This window comes from Halobacillus sp. 12SKB, assembly GCF_052941655.1.
The window spans coordinates 1355999-1374747 of sequence record NZ_JBRFWR010000001.1 but is presented as its reverse complement, the minus strand read 5'-3'; the positions used below and the strand labels follow the sequence as shown (position 1 = coordinate 1374747).

16 protein-coding genes are annotated in these 18749 nt (G+C 43.9%); 7 read left to right on the top strand and 9 right to left on the bottom strand.

Features of this window, described 5'->3' with window-relative positions; genetic code table 11:
* Nucleotides 1-5 precede the first annotated feature (5 nt).
* The 3 genes from ACQ4XT_RS06765 to ACQ4XT_RS06755 form a co-directional block, all read right to left on the bottom strand.
* Nucleotides 6-1295 (bottom strand): alpha/beta hydrolase family protein, encoded by a 1290-nt coding sequence (locus ACQ4XT_RS06765; RefSeq protein WP_446853004.1) that lies wholly within the window; start codon nt 1293-1295, stop codon nt 6-8.
* 135 nt (nt 1296-1430) lie between these two features.
* Nucleotides 1431-2603 (bottom strand): MFS transporter, encoded by a 1173-nt coding sequence (locus tag ACQ4XT_RS06760; protein ID WP_446853003.1) that lies wholly within the window; start codon nt 2601-2603, stop codon nt 1431-1433.
* A 171-nt stretch (nt 2604-2774) separates the two neighbouring features.
* Entirely contained in the window at nt 2775-3815 is a 1041-nt protein-coding gene (locus ACQ4XT_RS06755) for an ATP synthase beta subunit C-terminal domain-containing protein (RefSeq protein WP_446853002.1), read from the bottom strand.
* Between the two features lie 152 nt (nt 3816-3967).
* Between ACQ4XT_RS06755 and ACQ4XT_RS06750 the strand changes: the two genes are divergently transcribed.
* Nucleotides 3968-4720: an alpha/beta hydrolase gene (locus ACQ4XT_RS06750; protein WP_446853001.1), complete on the top strand. Its 753-nt coding sequence runs from the start codon at nt 3968-3970 to the stop codon at nt 4718-4720.
* A gap of 617 nt (nt 4721-5337) precedes the next feature.
* Here ACQ4XT_RS06750 and ACQ4XT_RS06745 read toward each other — a convergent pair.
* Together ACQ4XT_RS06745 and ACQ4XT_RS06740 are read right to left on the bottom strand one after the other, a co-directional pair.
* Entirely contained in the window at nt 5338-6729 is a 1392-nt protein-coding gene (locus ACQ4XT_RS06745) for an amidase (RefSeq protein ID WP_446853000.1), read from the bottom strand.
* A gap of 14 nt (nt 6730-6743) precedes the next feature.
* Nucleotides 6744-8021: a diguanylate cyclase domain-containing protein gene (locus tag ACQ4XT_RS06740; protein ID WP_446852999.1), complete on the bottom strand. Its 1278-nt coding sequence runs from the start codon at nt 8019-8021 to the stop codon at nt 6744-6746.
* Between the two features lie 207 nt (nt 8022-8228).
* On the opposite strand from ACQ4XT_RS06740, the gene ACQ4XT_RS06735 reads away from it, so the two are divergent.
* A complete protein-coding gene (locus tag ACQ4XT_RS06735) occupies nt 8229-8870 on the top strand; it encodes a hypothetical protein (protein ID WP_446852998.1) in 642 nt (213 codons plus the stop codon).
* 69 nt (nt 8871-8939) lie between these two features.
* Here the strand turns inward: ACQ4XT_RS06735 and ACQ4XT_RS06730 are convergent, their stop codons facing one another.
* The 3 genes from ACQ4XT_RS06730 to ACQ4XT_RS06720 form a co-directional block, all read right to left on the bottom strand.
* Complete coding sequence (locus ACQ4XT_RS06730) at nt 8940-9644, bottom strand: CAP domain-containing protein (RefSeq protein WP_446852997.1); 705 nt, start codon at nt 9642-9644, stop codon at nt 8940-8942.
* A gap of 80 nt (nt 9645-9724) precedes the next feature.
* Nucleotides 9725-10870 carry a DEAD/DEAH box helicase gene (locus ACQ4XT_RS06725; protein WP_446852996.1) on the bottom strand — a complete coding sequence of 382 codons (1146 nt, stop codon included), beginning with the start codon at nt 10868-10870 and terminating at the stop codon, nt 9725-9727.
* A 731-nt stretch (nt 10871-11601) separates the two neighbouring features.
* Nucleotides 11602-12042 (bottom strand): SRPBCC family protein, encoded by a 441-nt coding sequence (locus ACQ4XT_RS06720; RefSeq protein ID WP_446852995.1) that lies wholly within the window; start codon nt 12040-12042, stop codon nt 11602-11604.
* Between the two features lie 137 nt (nt 12043-12179).
* Between ACQ4XT_RS06720 and ACQ4XT_RS06715 the strand changes: the two genes are divergently transcribed.
* From ACQ4XT_RS06715 to ACQ4XT_RS06695, 5 genes are all read left to right on the top strand, one after another.
* A complete protein-coding gene (locus tag ACQ4XT_RS06715; protein WP_446852994.1) occupies nt 12180-13589 on the top strand; it encodes a Na+/H+ antiporter NhaC family protein in 1410 nt (469 codons plus the stop codon).
* A gap of 275 nt (nt 13590-13864) precedes the next feature.
* Complete coding sequence (locus ACQ4XT_RS06710; RefSeq protein ID WP_446852993.1) at nt 13865-15976, top strand: BglG family transcription antiterminator; 2112 nt, start codon at nt 13865-13867, stop codon at nt 15974-15976.
* 22 nt (nt 15977-15998) lie between these two features.
* Nucleotides 15999-16268: a PTS sugar transporter subunit IIB gene (locus ACQ4XT_RS06705; RefSeq protein ID WP_220584646.1), complete on the top strand. Its 270-nt coding sequence runs from the start codon at nt 15999-16001 to the stop codon at nt 16266-16268.
* 39 nt (nt 16269-16307) lie between these two features.
* Nucleotides 16308-17675, top strand: coding sequence for a PTS ascorbate transporter subunit IIC (gene ulaA / locus ACQ4XT_RS06700; RefSeq protein ID WP_446852992.1), 1368 nt, complete (start codon nt 16308-16310; stop codon nt 17673-17675).
* Nucleotides 17676-17776: 101 nt separating this feature from the next.
* Nucleotides 17777-17947 (top strand): hypothetical protein, encoded by a 171-nt coding sequence (locus tag ACQ4XT_RS06695; RefSeq protein WP_446852991.1) that lies wholly within the window; start codon nt 17777-17779, stop codon nt 17945-17947.
* 133 nt (nt 17948-18080) lie between these two features.
* Here ACQ4XT_RS06695 and ACQ4XT_RS06690 read toward each other — a convergent pair whose 3' ends face one another.
* Nucleotides 18081-18566 carry a GyrI-like domain-containing protein gene (locus ACQ4XT_RS06690; protein WP_446852990.1) on the bottom strand — a complete coding sequence of 162 codons (486 nt, stop codon included), beginning with the start codon at nt 18564-18566 and terminating at the stop codon, nt 18081-18083.
* Nucleotides 18567-18749 lie beyond the last annotated feature (183 nt).

The window sequence follows — 18749 nt, the reverse complement described above, 5'->3', positions numbered from 1 at the left end:
GCCCTTCACTGGCCAAAACCATGTTGGTTCAGGAAGTCGATGATGCCGTCTACAAGTCCATCCGCAAGAGGCAGGTCAGGGTTTGTGTAGGTGGCTAAGTTTTCCTCTCTATTCTCAGGAGCTTCCTTCAGCACATGGTTCATCCTTTCCACAAGCATGAGTTCCGCCTCTGGTTCTGCTTCTTTCAAAAGCTGTGCTTCTGATTCCGGTACTTGAATATCATTCGTACCATTAACAATTAATGTCGGAACATCCAATTCAGCCAATTGCTCAGCAGGATCGTATGCCATCCATGAAAGGAGGAAAGGTTGGACATCAGGAGCAAATACCCCTTGCAGCGACTGGCTGACATCATCAACCGTCTTCCCTTCCCGCATTTCCCCAAGTATCGTTTGACTTTCTTTGAACAAGTCCTCCGGTAAACTGTCAGCGAGTTGCTTTTCTAATACATGATCAATGGTCTGACCGGCACCTGCCAAGGAAATGAACGCTTCTGTCGTTTCAGCACCTGCCGCCATCATTCCGACAAGGGAACCTTGACTGTGACCAATCACAGCTATGTTCGTAAAGCGTTTATCATCTTCTAACGTTTCCAGCCACTGTTTAGCATCATCAATAAAAACTTCAAATCTCATTTCACTGTTGCCGGTTACGGCGTCCATATTTTTGCCGGCGCCTCTTTTATCGTATCTCAAGGAAGCAATCCCTTTGTCTGCTAAGGATTCCGACAATAGTTTGAGACTATTATTGCTTCCTCCACCTTGAGAGTTTCCATTCCGATCCGTCGGTCCTGAACCTGGGATAATTAAAGCAACAGGGTGGGGACCATCATGATCAGGCAGCAATAATTCGCCATATAATTGTCCTGTGGAAGTTTCGATGGACAAGAACTCCCCCTCTTCTTCTTTTCCTTCTTTTTCACCTTTTGTCAGTGAAAATGGAAACGTTGGGCCGTTCTGTGTAAAAGTTCCGCTCAATTGCTCTCCATCTAGTTCCCCATCAAACTGAACAGACTGACCAGGAAGCGGCATCTGAAAAGAGACATTTCCTTCATTGGCAGCTATTTCAGTTAATGAAAAATCTGTAACGTTCTGTGCAGGAATAGTGATTGTCCCTTGCCAATCTTCTCCTGACTTAAAGTCGACCAAAATGCTCAATGGTTGATTGGGAATTTGAATTTCCCCCTCCCAGTGACCTTCCAACTGTTTATCTGCCTGTCCTTCAGCTTCCTCATTTTTTCCGTTGCAGCCGGTAATTATAAAAAGTACAAGCCCTATTAAAAATAGCTTCTTCATCGTCATCCTCCCTCATATCTACCATTTTACAAGAAATGAAGGAAATTTATAACAAGATGAAAGCATACCATTCATTTGTTTTGGGTGATCGCCCTTCACAAAAACACTCCGCCAATAGTGACGGAGTGCTTACATCTAGGCTTGAGTCTGGCTTGACTTCTTACTATTCAGGAAGAACGTTGTTATGAACATAAGAGCAAGGAAAACAATCACGATACTGAAACCACCGGTCATACCGAAAGCTTCAGAAGCTAGTCCGACAATGTAGCCGGCAATACCACCGCCGATTCCTGCAGCGATATATATGAGTCCAAGCGCTGATCCTCCTGTTTTTGAAAGCTGGGTACCAAACGCTGTCGCGGTCGGGAACAATGTTGAGAAAAACAATCCTGCCCCTGCGAACAAGTAAGGGAAATTCTCAGCGACTAGGAAACTGACTCCTACCATCAACAGAGCACCGGCAGAAAACGTAATTAAAATGATGCGCTCATTGATCCAATTGGTCAAATAGGCGACACCAAGACGCCCTGCCATGAAAAAGATGGAGAAGACAGACAAAATGGTGGCTACCATGTCCTCTTTATCAACCGTTGACATGCCGCCTAGATCGAGCGACTTCAAATACGTCGGGAAGAAATTCATGAATGATACTTCCGCAGATACTTGGAAGACGAGAAAAATCATGAGAAAAACAAACTGAGCATCTTTCAACATTGGGATGAATGCTTTTAAATCAATTTTTTCTGCTTTCCCTGATGGAAAAGCTACGCTGGTAATATAGATGATCACTGCTACTAAACTGACGGCAATTCCTATATAAAAATAGCGCCACGATGCAAATTGGAACATGTAGTTTAGAAACTGTGGAAATACCACCATACCCAATCCGTAAACGCCCATCGCAAAGTTGAACATCTGATTCTGCTTTTTCGGGTAAGCTGCAGGAACGATTGCATTAGAAGCGACACCGAGAGCCCCTAAGCCGAACCCGACAATCATATAGAAACCTAAGAAGAACATTATATTAGGTGCAAGACCTGTGCCAAGGAAACCAAGCCCCATGATGATAGACCCGATGATCGTCATCGTTCGTAAGCCTTTTTTATCGGTGTAGTAGCCAATGAGAACACTGGCAAGAGTGAATCCGAGTTGGAAAATAAAAACAACCAGCCCGAATTGGCTCATATCGAGTCCCAGGTCCTTTTCTACTTGATCCAGTACTATTCCTTTTGTATTGGTTACACCACCCGATATAAATTGGGTGAACATAAGAATAATTAATGCATGTATACTTCTTCCCTTTGTCATGTGGGTACCTCCTGAAAAGTTGTTATATTTCGAACGTTCGTTTTCAGGAGATTCCCCGCTGATTTACAGGTGAAACTGTCTTTTTTCATGTAAACGTTTTTTCATGAAAATTTTTTTCTTCTCTAAATTCTTCCGAATGATCCTGGTGTCTTACCCTTTAAATAACTCATTTTAACCCATACTACCGATCATAGAGAATTCGTCGACTCCTTTGTGATCGTAGCCCCCATCCGTAATTTTCCTTACGTCGGCAAGCATCTTTTTAATTGGAACATGAGCCCCTTTCACACCTGTAAATGCCTCGGCTACAAAAAATGGCTGTGTTAGGTAAGACTCCAATTTCTCTCCACGCTTAAACAACTGCGTATCTGCCTCTGACAAAGGATCCCTCCCACTCGCACGGACGATAGCTTTCAATTCACGGTACCGTCGCAACAGTTTTTGAGCTTTTTGTTGGGTTGAAAAATGCTCCTGATCTAAGTTGGCACCTTCTAAAACGGAAGAGGTGGAGTAGATCGGATGGATTGCGGGATACATATGTCGGGCAGATAGATCCATATCAAATTGCCATAAGGTCTCAAGAGGGCCATAAGGCAAATCTTCATCCACAGCTTCTCCTTTCAAATCCACGAGAAAGGTAGTCACGGACGCCTCGCCTGCCCATTTTTCCTGAAGTCGATAAATACTTCCATTCTGCACATGAGAACGATCGGATACGAAAATAACTTCATGGGTTTTGGACGCTTGAACAACTGCCTTCTCCGCTTCGTCTATGGAGAGGTGAATGGAATCTACATCAGCTGTAATGTCCGAAACCTCCGGATGATCTCCTTCCGGCTGAAGCATAACGATAGAGTATCCTTCTTTCTTCAACCGATAAAAGATTTCCGCTAAAACCACCAGCTGCCCCATACCCGGTCTGGCTACTAAACCAGCGGTTCCCCCTTTAGCCAATGGCGCGAACAAGTCGATCGTCTTGATTCCCGTTTCAATCATTTCGAATTTCTCCCCTCTGATAATCAATTCATCCACACTGCATTCCGCTAAGCTTGCTAAAGCAACCAACGTTCGTACTTCGGTTCTTCCCAACGCAATTTTACCTGTACAAAGATTTGAAACTGTTGCAGGCCTTAACCCCACTGACCTTGCCGCCTTCGTTAAGTTCGGCACCCGTCTTCTTAAAAGCGCAACATTCAAATGAATAGATTCCATCATTTACCTCCTTTATTACTTTATACAGTAATGTATATTACGTTTAAAAGCAACAACTTTTACTTTTAAAAGAAATTATAATTACTCTCAAATTCAAACTTTATATTCACCATTTTATGGTAAACTGTTAAGAAAGCTTTGGAGGTAAGGAAATGGAGAAGATTACTTTTCGGGATAATCAAGGATTGAAACTAAGAGGGGTTTTTCAAAAAGGAACAAATGACAAACTCATCATCATGTGCCACGGCTTTCGTTCCAATCGCTCATCACGCGGTCGATTTGATCGCTTAGCAGAACGTTTCCAACACCTCGGGTACAACGTGATGCGATTTGATTTTGGTGGATGTGGAGAAAGTGAAAACCGCCCGTTAAGCCTTGAAGCTGAGATCAGCGATCTTACAGCTGCCATTGATGATGCCGTTTCCAGGGGATTTACTAAAATCGCTCTATACGGCCACAGCTTAGGAGCACGCGTCTGCCTGGAAAGCTATCAACCTACTTATATTAAAACCATGATTCTTACAGGAGCAGGGACCGGTCCAGTTACATACGATTGGACAGAAGAATTCACTTCCTCTCAACTAGAGGAGCTGAAGGAAACCGGTTATCTGAAACAACCTGTGGAAGACTCTTATCGTGAAGAGATTGTCATATCAAAGCAGATGTTAGTAGACTTTGAAGAAGTAGATCAGGAGGTGTTGTTGTCCTCTATCCAATGCCCTGTCCTGATTGTGCATGGGGACCAGGGAGAAGAAAAAATTTTGCTGCCTTTGACCCAAAAAGGATTGAAATGGCTCCCACCTTCCTCGCAGTTGACCATCATTGAAGGAGCCCCCCACAGCTTTGAGGGTTACCTTGACCACGTTGAAAAAGCAGCGATCAACTGGCTCCACAAAAACTTTTAACTAACGCTCCCGTTTGTGGAAGACTCAGTTTCGAGATGCTTTCGGGTTTCGTTTGCCAAAATGGGAATCAGGGGTGGCTGGGAAGCAACTCGCTTTCCTGTGGGGGAGCGCCGAGCTTCCTCGGACTGCGTCCTGCGGGATCTCGCCTATCTCCTTCTCCCACGGGAGTCTCGCAGCTTCCCAACCACCCCATTCGTAGAGGAGTGAAACGAACCCCTATACCGAGAGTGAGTGTCTCTTACGCCTCTCCCTAAGTAGGCATTAAACGCTCTACACCAAGCTTTAAGCTCTGGCTGTCCCGTAAGTGGAAAAGTTTATAGGGTTCATTCCGCTTCATCAATCAAGCTGATCTATTAGAAGTGGTTTCGAGAATCATCCTTGGTGAAGGGGCGGAGGGGAATGGCGAGACTCCTGCGGGAAAAAAGTGCAGGGTGAGACCCCACAGGACGCAGTCCGAAGGAGGCTCACCGCGCTCCCGCGGAAAGCGAGCTATTCCCCGCAGCCTCCACCCACTCAAAAAAAGTCTCGAAACTGAGTCTTCAAGAAACCTGCCATATTGTTCAATAAGGGACAAAAGTAAAGAACCAGAAATCCCATGGCAGGGACTTCTGGTTCTTTTAGATGATTTCGTTATATTTGTGCCACCAGGGGCGGGCTTCTTCAAGCTGGGAGGCTAACTTCAACAAGGTTCGTTCATCGCCAAATCTCCCGGTGAAATGAGAACCGATTGGAACATTTTCTTCATTCCAATAGAGAGGAACACTCATCGCCGGCTGTCCTGTTACGTTCGCTACAGGTGAAAGATGGGCATAGTCGGCAGACACAGCCAAGATCTCATCGATCGTTTTTTCTTCTCCATTGTAACAACCTAGAGGTAAAGCGGACTTGGAATTGACGGGATGTAAGAGCACATCATACTGATCAAAGAACGAGTGGAACTTCACACTTTCAGTGGCCAGGAACATACGCGCTTGCTCGTATTCCATTGCGGTGTAGCCTTCCGCTTTTTTGATCAAGGTCGAAAGCATTATCTCCAAATTCTGATCATTAGGCTCTACCCCATTCATTTTTGCTGCCCCTTTGACAGCCAATGCGCCACCAACGACCCATACGGTAACGAATGCATCCATGAAGCGATGGAGGTCAAAATCTGGATAAGCAACCTCTACTTCATGGCCGAGCGATTCACAAAGCTCCGCTGTACTACGAATGGCAAATTGCACATCTTCCTGGATCGGCATCCGTTCTCCGAAATCTGCCATATAAGCAATTTTCAATGAGCCAAGATCCTCATGAGAAATTCCGGCATAAGGATCCTCTTTTGCCGGGGTTGCAAAGAGGTCACCTTTTTGCGGTCCTTCCAGTAGATCAAGGAGTGCAGCGCTGTCTCTTACTGATTTCGTTACCCCATGGCTGACGGCAAGACTGTTCAGATGCATGGAAAACGGCGTCCTTCCCCTCGTCGGCTTCAACCCGAACAAACCACAGTTGGAAGCAGGGATGCGAATCGACCCTCCTCCGTCGCTGGCATGTGCAAAAGGAACCATACCGGACGCAACAGCAGCTGCTGCTCCTCCACTTGAACCTCCGGGTGAATACTTCCTGTTCCATGGGTTTTTCGTAAACCCTAAATGGACAGATTCCGTAGCAGGCGTGAAGCCGAACTCAGGTGTATTGCTTTTCCCAATAAAGGTCAGCCCTCCCCTTCTGAAGCGTTTGACGATTTCATCATCCCCGCTCGCTTCAAAACCTTCCATTACCTTAGAACCGTAGGACAATGGATGGCCTTCGACAGCATTCAAATCTTTGATAAGAAAAGGCAGCCCCCGAAAATATCCGTCTGCATTGACAGGTTCATTTATGTAGCGGACAACAGCATTTAATTCTGGATTCTTACGTTCCATGACTGCTTTATAGTGATGAATGACTTCCGATATGTTCAATTCTCTACTTTCTAGTTTTGCTCTTAATGCAATGGCATCAAACTGATGAAGCTCTTGGATTTCCATGGCTGATTCTCCTTTCATGAACCATAAGTATAAACCGAAACACAACTTCTCCCATTTTCTTTCGCCTTGTATAGCGCCCGATCTGCTTTGGTAAGAAGTTCTCCCTGATCCACCCCATGTTCGGGATAAATGGAAACTCCGATCGACACACTGATTTCGATCTCACACCCCTGCAGTTGGATCGGTTGAAGCACGCGATCCAGCATTCGATCCGCCACTTTACGAGGATGATTGGTGTCATCCAGGTCTGATAAGAGAATAACAAATTCATCGCCACCCAGACGAGAGAGCGTATCCGTTTTCCTTAACCCCTGACTGAGACGCTTAGTAAAGATGACAAGTAATTCATCACCGATTTGGTGTCCATAGCGATCATTGATTTGTTTGAAATTATCCAGGTCAAAGAATAATAAGGCAAAAATCGACTCTTGATGATTTACCCGCTTCAGCTCATCCTCCAATTTTTCAAAAAAGTACCGCCTGTTCGGAATGTTTGTCAATTGATCATGATAGGCCATCTCTTTTAATTGATGCTGCTGTTTTCTTCGTTCCGAAATGTTGCGGCAGATCGTCTGGACGGCCTTGAGTTGATGATATTCCACAAGACCTCCATGCAGCTCGACATCAATGATCGATCCATCCACCCTTTGAATCTGGCGTTCGATGGGACCTTTCACATATCCGCCCGACAATAACGTATTCAGACGATTTCGTACATCTTCATACGGTTCATTGTAGAGGAACTTTTTTATATCCTGCCCAAGTAACTCTACAGTTTTTTCCGCTCCCAGCAAATCCAACCCTGCTTGATTCACATAAATGATCCGATCTTCTTCATCATGCAGAAAAATTGAGTCCGGAGAAGTTTCAACTAACGATTCATAACGGCTCTCACTTTCTACACGTTGACGTTCTTTTTCTTCAATCAGCTTCATCGTTTGGGTAGACCCCATTTTTATGTATAAAAGATATGTATTCTGAAGTTCTATCGATTGTATCGCATACGAAATTTGAAACGGATTAGGATAAAGGTCCGTGCTCTCCACTAAAGTTTCACGACAATTCTCTGCCCTTTCCATCGTTTCCTCAATATGGTTCCGTTTTGCCTCACAATAAAGGTCATCTAAAGTACATCCTTCCAGGTCTCCATATGCCCGCTTCATCGTTGCATTGATGTAGGTGAAGATCACCTTCCCGTTTACCTTTTGAATGATAGCTACCGCATCACTTAGATGATGAAATAAATTTTTAAAAATCGCTGGTTGGTTAATCAAGGAATGGATGGCATTCATATATAAGCACTTCTTTCCTGTAATAATAAGGTGAAAAGAACTAGAAATTAATGTTTTAACTTAAAAATTATAACACTAGTTCATCACCCTCTTCCATTTATAAACAGACTTTTTAAATTTTTCTTAATCATTCACCCCGAGTTTCGTTTTGTTTACTCTGATGGAAATCTTTTTCTACATAGGTTTATTAAAAGAAGGGGAGGGTAAATGAATCGAAAGCTTTCAGGAGATGAGCCCCAAATGAAGGTCTATAAAAATTTCGTTCTTACATTCCTTCTTTATTCCCTATTCATCCTCGCTGCTATGGCGATCCATTACCTTTTATCTTCCACCCCTTTTCAATATGTGAGGAGTATCATTTGCTTTGGATTAGCCCCTTCTCTGATCCTTTATGCAAATTTCAAGCAGCTTTGGTTCCGTTCCAGTCTCCGCTGGGTTATAAATTTAAGTCGCCGCCCGGTTTTAAGTTCAACGATCTTCGTAGTGGGTGCACTTGCAAGCTTTGATTTGGCTTTTCACCTTCCACTAAGCGGGATTGTCCATCTGTTCCTTTTAGGTTTCGGGTCTATTATTTACTGGGCCCCTCTCTTATTGCAATGCTCTTTTATACAGCTCGAATATTACATGAGACGCTTTCTTTATTTATTGCTTACCTCTTTATTATTCGTGCTTTATCATGAAGCTTCTTTCTACTTCAATGGAGTGTATGAATCTGAGGCCTTTTTTTACACAGGTGTGATGATCATGATCATCCAGCTGTTTTCCTTAATCATGGAGTGGGCCGATGCTGAGAAAAATACTGATCCTATAAACGTGAAAGGATATTTCAAATCCGTCTCCAAAAACTAATTTCCCACCCTTTCTGCCCTGCAGAAAAAAGCCGGATTCCTGTGATGGGGAATCCGGCTTTTTCGTTCATTAACGAGGGGTCATGAATAATTGTGTCCAGTATCTTTTATAAGGTCCTTCACCTTCCATGTATCCTACACCAATATGTGTGAAGTCTTCATGTAAGATGTTAGCCCTATGGCCGTCACTGTTCATCCAACCTTCAACGACTTCTTCGGGGGTCCGTTGACCGGCGGCAATGTTTTCCCCTGCCGCCTGGTAACGGAAATCAAACTCGTCCATCATATCAAATGGCGAGCCATAGGTCGGCGAGGTATGGCTGAAATAACGTTTGTCCGCCATATCCTGTGACTTCACATTGGCTAATGCGCTCAAACGATTATGCGTCTGTAATGGCTCCAGTCCCCGCTCTTCCCGCTCTTTATTGACCAATGCAACAACCTCTTGTTCAAATTCTTTCAATTCATATCCAGAAAGTGAATCCTCTGATACCCTTTCAGTCGGGGAATCTGAAGCTTCTTGCTCTTCAAGAGGTGCATCGGGGTATTTCCATTCCACATCTTCAAGGAACTCAAAGAACGACTGGACATCTACTGCAAAATTTTGAAACTCGTTTTTTATATCTGTATTCTCTACTAAGCCCTGCACATGTTGCGATACCCTCTCATAGGAAGCCCGCGGGCCTTCTTTCCAAAAATCCTGGGCAGACACTGGTGTCGCAATGACGATGATCAAAAACAAGGCCACAAGAAAGAGAAAGAACTTTTTAATCATAACGATTCTCTCCTCACTTCACGATAGAAGTACTCTCTTCCAGTATTCCATGGCATCGCTACGAAGGCAAACGGCAATATTTAACGTTGGGAAAATCTTAATTTCCCTTTATAAATCTCTGCTTTATGAAGGGGCAGCTCCAAATCACGCGCAAACTTCTTCAAACGTTTCTCTTCGACAGGGTTTACCAGGGAAACCACCGTTCCTTCTTGAGAACCAATTCTCCCGGTCCGGCCTGCACGGTGAATATAGGAAGTCACATCTTTAGGAACATCAAGGTTAATGATATGGTTGATTTCTATAATATCCAGCCCTCTGGCCGCCACATCTGTTGCAAGTAGTAATGGATATTCCCCTTTTCGGAATTCCTTAATCGCCTTCGCCCGTTGTTCTTTTTTGGCATCACTGTGCAACAAGCCAATATCCAGGTGTTTGTACGTGAGTTTCTCAGCCATGACGTTCAACTTGGCAATATCCTGCATGAACGCAAGACCTTTGAATTCTTCCATACGCGCCAGTTTTCTTAATGTCTCGATTTTATCTCTGTCTTCACAAACAATATAGGTGTGACTCACATCCGGTTTCTTTAGTTCTTCTGTCACCCGGATCACTTCTGACTCTTCATCCATGAAAGTTTGAGCGATTTCAATGACCTCATCAGGTAATGTCGCGGAAAACAGCAGCGTTTGTGTATCACGCATCGTACTTTTCAACACATCTTCGACTGTATGGATGTGTTCCGGAACAAGTAGTTGATCTGCTTCGTCCATAATGACGGCTTTGATTTCATGCGCCTTCAGTTTTTTCTTCTGTATCAATTCATACACACGACCCGGTGTACCAACTACGATGTGCGGCTTTTTCTTCAGCTTGTCCATCTGTCTCTTGATATTCGCTCCACCAATCATCGTCATGCTGGTAATGCCGCTTCCCTTTGTCCAAGTCTGGACTTCCTGATGAATCTGCATAACTAATTCATGAGAAGAAGCCATAACCAATACTTGTGTATGCTTCTGTTCGGGGTCTACTTTTTCAATGAGTGGGAGTAAATAAGCCAAAGTTTTTCCACTGCCTGTAGGAGCTTCAGCTACCACATCTGTTCCTTGTAAAATGAAAGGAATGGCCTGTTCCTGAACTTTCGTCAAGCTTTCATATCCTGAAACCTGCCAAGCCTCTTTCGTAGATGGGGATAATTCCTCAAACCACGATTGATTGATCTCTGTCATCTATAATCTTTCCTTTCCATATATCTTTAATTTCCTACTATACCCCTCTATTACCCACCCCGCCGTCCAACTAAAGCTCATGTTTGTGTAGGGGTCAGTTTCTAGATAACCCGGGTTCTTTTACCTTATTGGAAGTCAGGGCTGGTTGGGAAGCTACTCGCTTTCCTGCGGGGATGACGGAGAGCCTCCTCGAGCTAAAGCTCTGCGGGGTCTCTCCAGCCAATCCATTCCCGCGGGAGTCTCGCAGCTTCCCAACCACCCCATTCGGAAATGTGAGAAACGAATCCCTTTACCAAGTTGGATTGTCTTCCACTATCCCACTGTATAAGCATAAAGCGCTTTGCATCAAGCTTCCAGGATTCAAATACCTGAGCATAGGAGTTTTACCCTTATACTCCCTGAAAGCTGAATAACTGCATTCTGGAAGTGGTTTCGAGACACACACACATATGGCAAAGGGGCGGAGGGGAACGGTGAGACTCCTATGGGACGTGTGGGACAGGTGAGACCCCGGAAGGCATAGCCTGAGGAGGCTCACCGCCCGCCCCATGGAAAGCGAACGGTTTCCCGGAGCCCTTAAACGCTCACAAAAATATCGAAACTGAGTCTTCTACAATCCTGCCATTTAGTTGAAGAGGGAGTTTTTTATATAAAAAATAGACCTCTTTCCATATTGGATAATGGAGAGGCCTTTCATACATGATCCATAGCTTATTCTTATTATACCACCATTAAGAAGAAGATTCGATAAACTTCTTCAAATGCTGAAGATGGTCTTGATCTTCTTTTTTTATAATCTGCTTGATGAGCGGTTTCATTAATTTGTTTCGTAAGCCTTCCGTGTAAAGCTCCCCTTGGAAGTCTACCCTTGTTCCTTCTGAAGTTTGTACGAACTCATAATGATACCGTAAATCCAATCCATGCTGATGACTGCGGACAGAGTATTTACGATTGGGATCAAAGTCGGTGACCTCAATAATAGAACGAGCTTTTCTACCTCTGATTTCTCTCGTTTCCTGGAACCTGTACCCTTCTTTGACAGGTCCTTCACTCAATAGTTGTACATCGATGACTGTATCCATAATTTCAGGGCTGTTTTTGAAATCCGTCGCCATCGAAAAAACTTCTTCTACAGGTTTTTCGATGATCACAGACTGATTCATAAAAGCCATAGTTATCCTCCTCTGTAAAAAGCTCTATCCCCTATATTCGCTTTCCATGCTCCGACTCCTTTTTTACGAGACAAGAATATCCTGGCAAAACACACACAAGCTAAAGGAAGCACTCTAGAGAAGCGAGGGATATGTTTATGGGTTGGATTTCTGTCATTCCTTTTATCGTGGTCATTATTGCTGCTATATGGACCAAACAAGTCATTCCCAGTTTATTATTCGCTGTTGTCGTGGCTGGTTACATTATCGACCCGCACTGGCTGGGCGGAATGATGACAGCCTTAGGGTTCATCATTGAAGGATTGAGAGATGAAGCCAACTTGAAAATCATCCTTTTTCTATATGCCTTCTCCGCTTTAATCGGACTTGTAAAAATGTCGGGCGGTATCAAAGGGTTCGTCAAAGAAGCAACAGAGAGGATCGACCATAAGAAAGGCGCATTCATCCTCACATGGTTGTCTTCTTTAGGAACGTTCAGTGCTCCAAGCTTTCGGATCGTTACCATCGGACCTGTGATGAAGGCATTGAGAAGGAACATTCCGATGACCAAACAAGAGCTTGGTTTCGTCATTGAAACGACAGCCTCTCCCCTCGTTGTCTTAATTCCAATTGCCACGGCATTTGTTGGATATATGACTTCGGTTATTGAGCTATCCTTGCAGCAAGCGAACACGGAAGGAGACGCTTATTCTTTATATATCAGCAGCATTCCGTTCAATTTTTTCGCTTTTTCCATGCTGGCTGTCGGTTTCTATATGAGCTTTTTCCATAAAAACAAAAAGCCTGCAACGGATGCAGAAAACATGGATCAGGAAAAAAAGGAAGATGATGATCAGTGGGAAGACTGCCACCCGGCGGTTACGAAAAACCTCCCTGCTCAACCATGGCATTTAATTGTTCCGTTGATCAGTGTCATCGTCCTGACGTTCTTTCTTATGTATATGGTCGGAATCAGAGGTGGAAAATCAGGGTTTGATGCTCTGATCAACGCCAACGTTCTTGATGCTATGGTGCTGGCTGTTGTCCTTACCTTAATTGGTTTTGTCGTTTATTTAAAGTTTCGTAACGAGAAGCTTAGGAAAATGATGAATACCCTCGTCGATGGAGGAAACGAAATGATGAGCGTCATCGTCCTTCTTGCCATGGTATGGGGATTGAGCAGTGGATCCGAAGCATTAAAATTTGCAGATACCATTTCTAAATCTTTTGATTGGATCCCCGCAGGATTTGTAGCCGTTATCCTATTTGTAGTCGGCTGCGGGCTTTCTTATTTCATCGGGTCTTCCTGGGGCACGTGGGGAATTCTCATGCCTGTTGGAATATCGATCGCCACTGTAGCCGGAAGTTCACTGCCCATTGTCATCGGTGCTGTTTTTGCCAGTGGAACATTCGGAGCTTTCGCATCTCCTTTAAGTGATGATACGAATACGACCGCTGGGATTTTGAATTTGAATCCGATTAAGTATGCAAAATTCAAGCTGAAACCGGCTCTCATTGCGGCCGGATTCGCTTCTGTTCTCTATTTTGGTTTGTCTTTCTTTTTATAATAGAATTTGAAAAAAGTCCTTCAGCCAAAGGACTTTTTTCAATTCAAGAACCGTTCCCTTCCGGCACTCGCACAACCTAAAAAAGTCCCCATCCATACACTCATTTTCCCGCTGTTCAATTTTGCAAAATTAATAAATACAAAAACCACACACTGAAACCCCTTACATAACCCAAGGAGAGCGGTTATACTAAACTCACAAGATGATCATCAAAACAAACCACAGTTTATATTTTTGCAAAAATGTACCAATAAGTTCGAACAAGGGGGATCCCCATGGTATTGGATAAAAGACGCGCGCACTTATTATCTATGATTCAACAAACAACCAATCCCATTCCCACAAAGGATCTAGTCGACAAAATGAAAGTGTCCCAGCGGACCATCTACTATGATATCGATCAAATCAATAGTTGGCTGCTTGCCCAGAACCTGGATCCGATTCAAAGCAAGCATGGAAAGGGATTGTTTTTACCTCATTCATCGAAAGCCCACCTGAAGGACAATCAGGAGAAGAGCTTTGATGACTGGCAGTACCAACTATCCAGGCAGGAACGCGAGATTCTCATCAAAGCAAAAATCCTACTGGAAGAACAAGAAGCAACGATGCAGCATTTCATGGATCTCACCTGCATGAGCCGGGGGACCATCGCAAAAATGATTAAAGCAATAAGGCAGGACTTTAAAGATGTAGGTCTCGAGCTTTATTACAAAAGGAACATCGGTTACCGGTTGAATGGACCTGAGGATATAAAGCGAACGGTGCTTTCCAATATTCTCGCTACCATATTCTCACAACCCGACTGGCAAAACGTGAGAAATAAAGTTCATCAGATGATTCAGCCGGAATCCGATACATGGTCCCAGGAAACAGAACAGAGGCGCAAAGTGAAAAGAATCCTTTTTGAAGCCGAAAAGGAATTAGGATTGACACTAACAGATGAAATGGTAGAAATCCTTTCCTTCCAATTGTTGATGGTAAAAAAACGTATCGATGATGAGAAGTATATCACCGTTCAAACAGCAGAAAAGCAAGTCCTCAAACAGACCAAAGCTCACCAGGGGGCTCTACTCATTACAAACGCCCTTGAAGGATGGTGGGAAATCGATTTTCCTGAGGATGAAGTTTGTTTCATTACTATGAATCTATTGGGTTCTAAAGTTCAACATGATGACTTCAGCCGATATTCCGAACGGGAATTATCAGGGTTGAAAGAAGTCGTTCATCAGATGATTCACGATTTCCAACTGTATTCCTGCGTGGTGTTCGATGATAAGGAAGGACTTGCAGAAAACCTGATTTCTCACATCAAGCCCACCTATTACCGATTGAAATACGGCGTAGCAATCGCCAATGATTTATCAGAAACCATCCAGGAGACCTATCCCGATATCTTCCATCTGACAAAACGGGTGATGAAGCACTTAGAGATTTATGTCGGCAAGGTGATTCCAGATGAGGAAGCTGCCTATATCACTTTACACTTCGGAGGGTGGCTTACAAAAGAAAAGAAGCAGGTGGAGACAAAGCATACAGCCATCATCGTTTGCGAAAACGGTATCGGCACATCCAATATGTTACGAACTCAACTTGAAAATTTAATTGCCGGATTGAACATCACCGATACCTTATCCATGAGAGAGTATCAAAGAAACACTCATCAGGCGGATGTCATTTTTTCAACAAAGTTCATAAAAACGAAAGACATCCCTGTGGTCCATGTTCCCGCAATTTTGACCAATGTTGAGAAAGAACGAGTCATTCAGCGAATGAATGAACTTTTCGGTTCGAGTTCGACAGAGAACGATCCGGCGGACGACTTGATGGATGTCATCGAACGCCATGCAACGGTTCATCGCAAGGACGAACTAAAAAAAGAATTGTCTTACCTTTTAGAGAAAAATACCCCGCAGACAAAGGAGCGGAAAAAGCCCATGCTCAATGAATTATTGACAGCACAAACGATACAGTTCAGAGACCAAATCTCCAATTGGGAAGAAGCGATCCAAGTGGCCTCCCAGCCATTGCTCGATCAGCAGTACATCCGTCCGGAATACGTCCAGGCGATGATCGATAACGTGAATGAACTAGGTCCTTATATTGTCATTGCGCCAGGAATCGCTATTCCCCACGCACGTCCGGAAGCAGGCGTTGAACAACTGGGGATGAGTTTATTAAGACTAAAAGACCCGGTTTATTTTTCTGACAAAGATAAGCACAGGGCACAGCTTGTCATCGTACTGGCAGCCATTGATAATCAAACCCATTTAAAAGCATTAGCGCAGCTTACAGAACTGCTGTCTGATGACAGCCAGGTAGAGCGTTTAATAGAGGCGGATCACTCAGATCAGGTCATAGATCTTATCAACCAAACAGTAGAAGTTTAAATTCATAGAGGAGGAATTTGTGATGAAAAAAGTATTAGTTGTATGTGGAAACGGTTTAGGAAGCAGCATGATTGTGGAGATGAATATTAAAGCAGCACTGAACGAAATGGGGAAAGAAGCAGAAGTTTCTCACACCGATTTAACAACAGCCAAAACGGAACAAGCAGATGTCTATTTAGGTTCTGAAGATATCGTAGAAAGTCTGGAAGACGGACAAAAAAATGTCGTGAAATTAAGGAACCTAATGGATAAGAACGAGCTTCGTGAAGCATTGGAAGCGCAGAATTTATAAAGTCCCATAACCCTATTAAACTACAAAGGAGCGTCTCCCATGATTGATTTAATAATGAAAGACATCTTAGGTACACCTGCGATCCTTGTCGGTTTATTTGCCCTGATTGGACTCCTGGTACAGCGCAAAAATACAGGGGATGTTGTCTCCGGAACGCTTAAGACGGTCATGGGCTTTGTCATCCTGGGGGCTGGTGCGAATGTTCTCGTACAGTCCCTGGGACAATTCAGCAGTATGTTCAATGAAGCCTTTGCTGTAGACGGAGTCATCCCGAACAATGAAGCGATTGTTGCCCTTGCCCAGGAAAGCTTCGGGACAGAAACGGCGATGATCATGTTATTCGGAATGGTCGTCAATATTATCCTTGCAAGAATCAGCCCTTTTAAATATATCTTTCTGACCGGCCACCATACAATGTTCATGGCCTGCCTGATTTCTGTCATTTTATCCACTGGCGGTTTTTCAGGCATTACCCTGATTATCCTGGGGTCTATTATCCTTGGAGCATTGATGGTCCTTTTCCCTGCCATGCTTCAGCCTTTCACACGAAAAGTTACGGGTTCTGATGATTTTGCCATCGGGCACTTCGGGTCGATCGGCTATCTTGTCGCTTCTTTTGTAGGAAAGCGCGTCGGAAAAGGATCAAAATCAACAGAAGAAATCAAAGTGCCAAAGTCACTAGGTTTTCTAAGAGACACATCAGTTTCTGTATCTTTAACAATGATCATTCTGTTCTTCGTTGTTGCAGGTGCAGCGGGTCCCGCTTTTGTTGAAGGCGAACTGAGCGCCGGACAGAACTTTCTAGTCTTCGCATTCATGCAAGGACTTACATTCGCAGCCGGGGTCTATATTATTTTAGCCGGTGTGCGTATGCTTCTTGGTGAAATCGTTCCTGCGTTCAAAGGTATTGCGGATAAAGTCGTCCCTAACGCTAAACCCGCGCTTGATGCTCCAGCCATCTTCCCTTTCGCAGGGAACGCTGTCATCATCGGATTTCTATCCAGCTTCATTGCGGGCCTTGTAAGCATGTTATTCTTACCTTTACTTGGTTTGAAAGTTATCGTTCCAGGGTTGGTTCCACACTTCTTCACTGGTGCCGCTGCCGGAGTCTTCGGTAATGCTACTGGCGGTCGAAGAGGAGCGGTGATCGGCTCAATGGCCAACGGTGTCATGATCAGCTTCCTGCCGGCTCTATTACTACCGGTACTGGGATCTTTAGGCTTCCAAGGAACAACGTTCGGAGATGCTGACTTTAGTGTAATCGGAGTCATTTTAGGAAATATGATTAATCTCATTGATTCCAATATTGCCATTTTTGCAGTGATCATTCTTCTCCTGGCCATCCCTTTTTTATTCGGCCGCAAATCAAAAACAACCGAAGAAAACAGTAATGCAGATGTCGCATAAATTGAAGGAAGCACTCCCTATATTGTCAGGGAGTGCTTTTTATTTAATCCGCACCTTCTTCCATGCCAAATATTATGATACGTTTGTGGGAGGGTTCCACAATGAAAGACTATCCTATTTACCTTTGGTCTACAGTGTTTCTCAGTTCCATGTTAGGTTGTGTTCTATTTCCTTTAGTAGGAACAGGGGCTTTTGCCATACCTGTGATCGCTCTTTTAATTCTTATTTCCAACCAACTGAATCGATTGGGAGATCAGCGTAATCAAAAGTAATGGATGATTGTAAAGTTATGAACAGAACGACCAGTACATGCAGCCGATTCGCCGGTGCCTGGCACCAACTCATATTTGAAAACACGAAAAAGCAAGGATGCACTCTGAAGTGCAATCCTTGCTTTCCTTTTACCTATTTAATTGGAAGGAATAAGCGATAACTGGTTTCAGCACCTGTATAAGGTTTGTATTCCTCGAATCCGAATCCTTCTACTTGTTGATAACCTTCATCTTTTATCCACTGATGCAAATAAGCGTAAGGGTTAAATTCATGAACGGAAGGATCATATTCAAGCATGGCATACGTATGAGCAGGGATGGTCTTTGTAATCATGTTTGGCGGAATTTTCTCGAAGCTATCGACCTCTACAGCAGCAATCCAATAAAAGGCATCGGTCATCTCATTCCAATTTGGCGGATCGACGAACATCCCGATAGACCGTGGCGCGTTGACCCTGTTTCTTACTTTTGGCAAATTGGTCGTATGGAACTGCTCCATCAATCGCGGGATTTTATATTCCCGTTCATCCATCATGGTTTGACACGAGACACCCACGACCTTGATATTGGACCTACGAACAACCTGGGGTTCCACAGCGGTTGTCATTTGCTTACTCATTGCATGGCCACTCCTTTTGGTTTTGAATATTCTCCCTAACTACTTCCACATCGATCCTAGATTTCCTTGTAAAATTTGTGTGTTCGATGAAATTCGTAGCCTTTCGACCTTCTTTTTACATGATTTTATTTATGAGGTCCTATTCCTATATCCTATTGTTGGTTCGGTCAGAATTATGCTCAT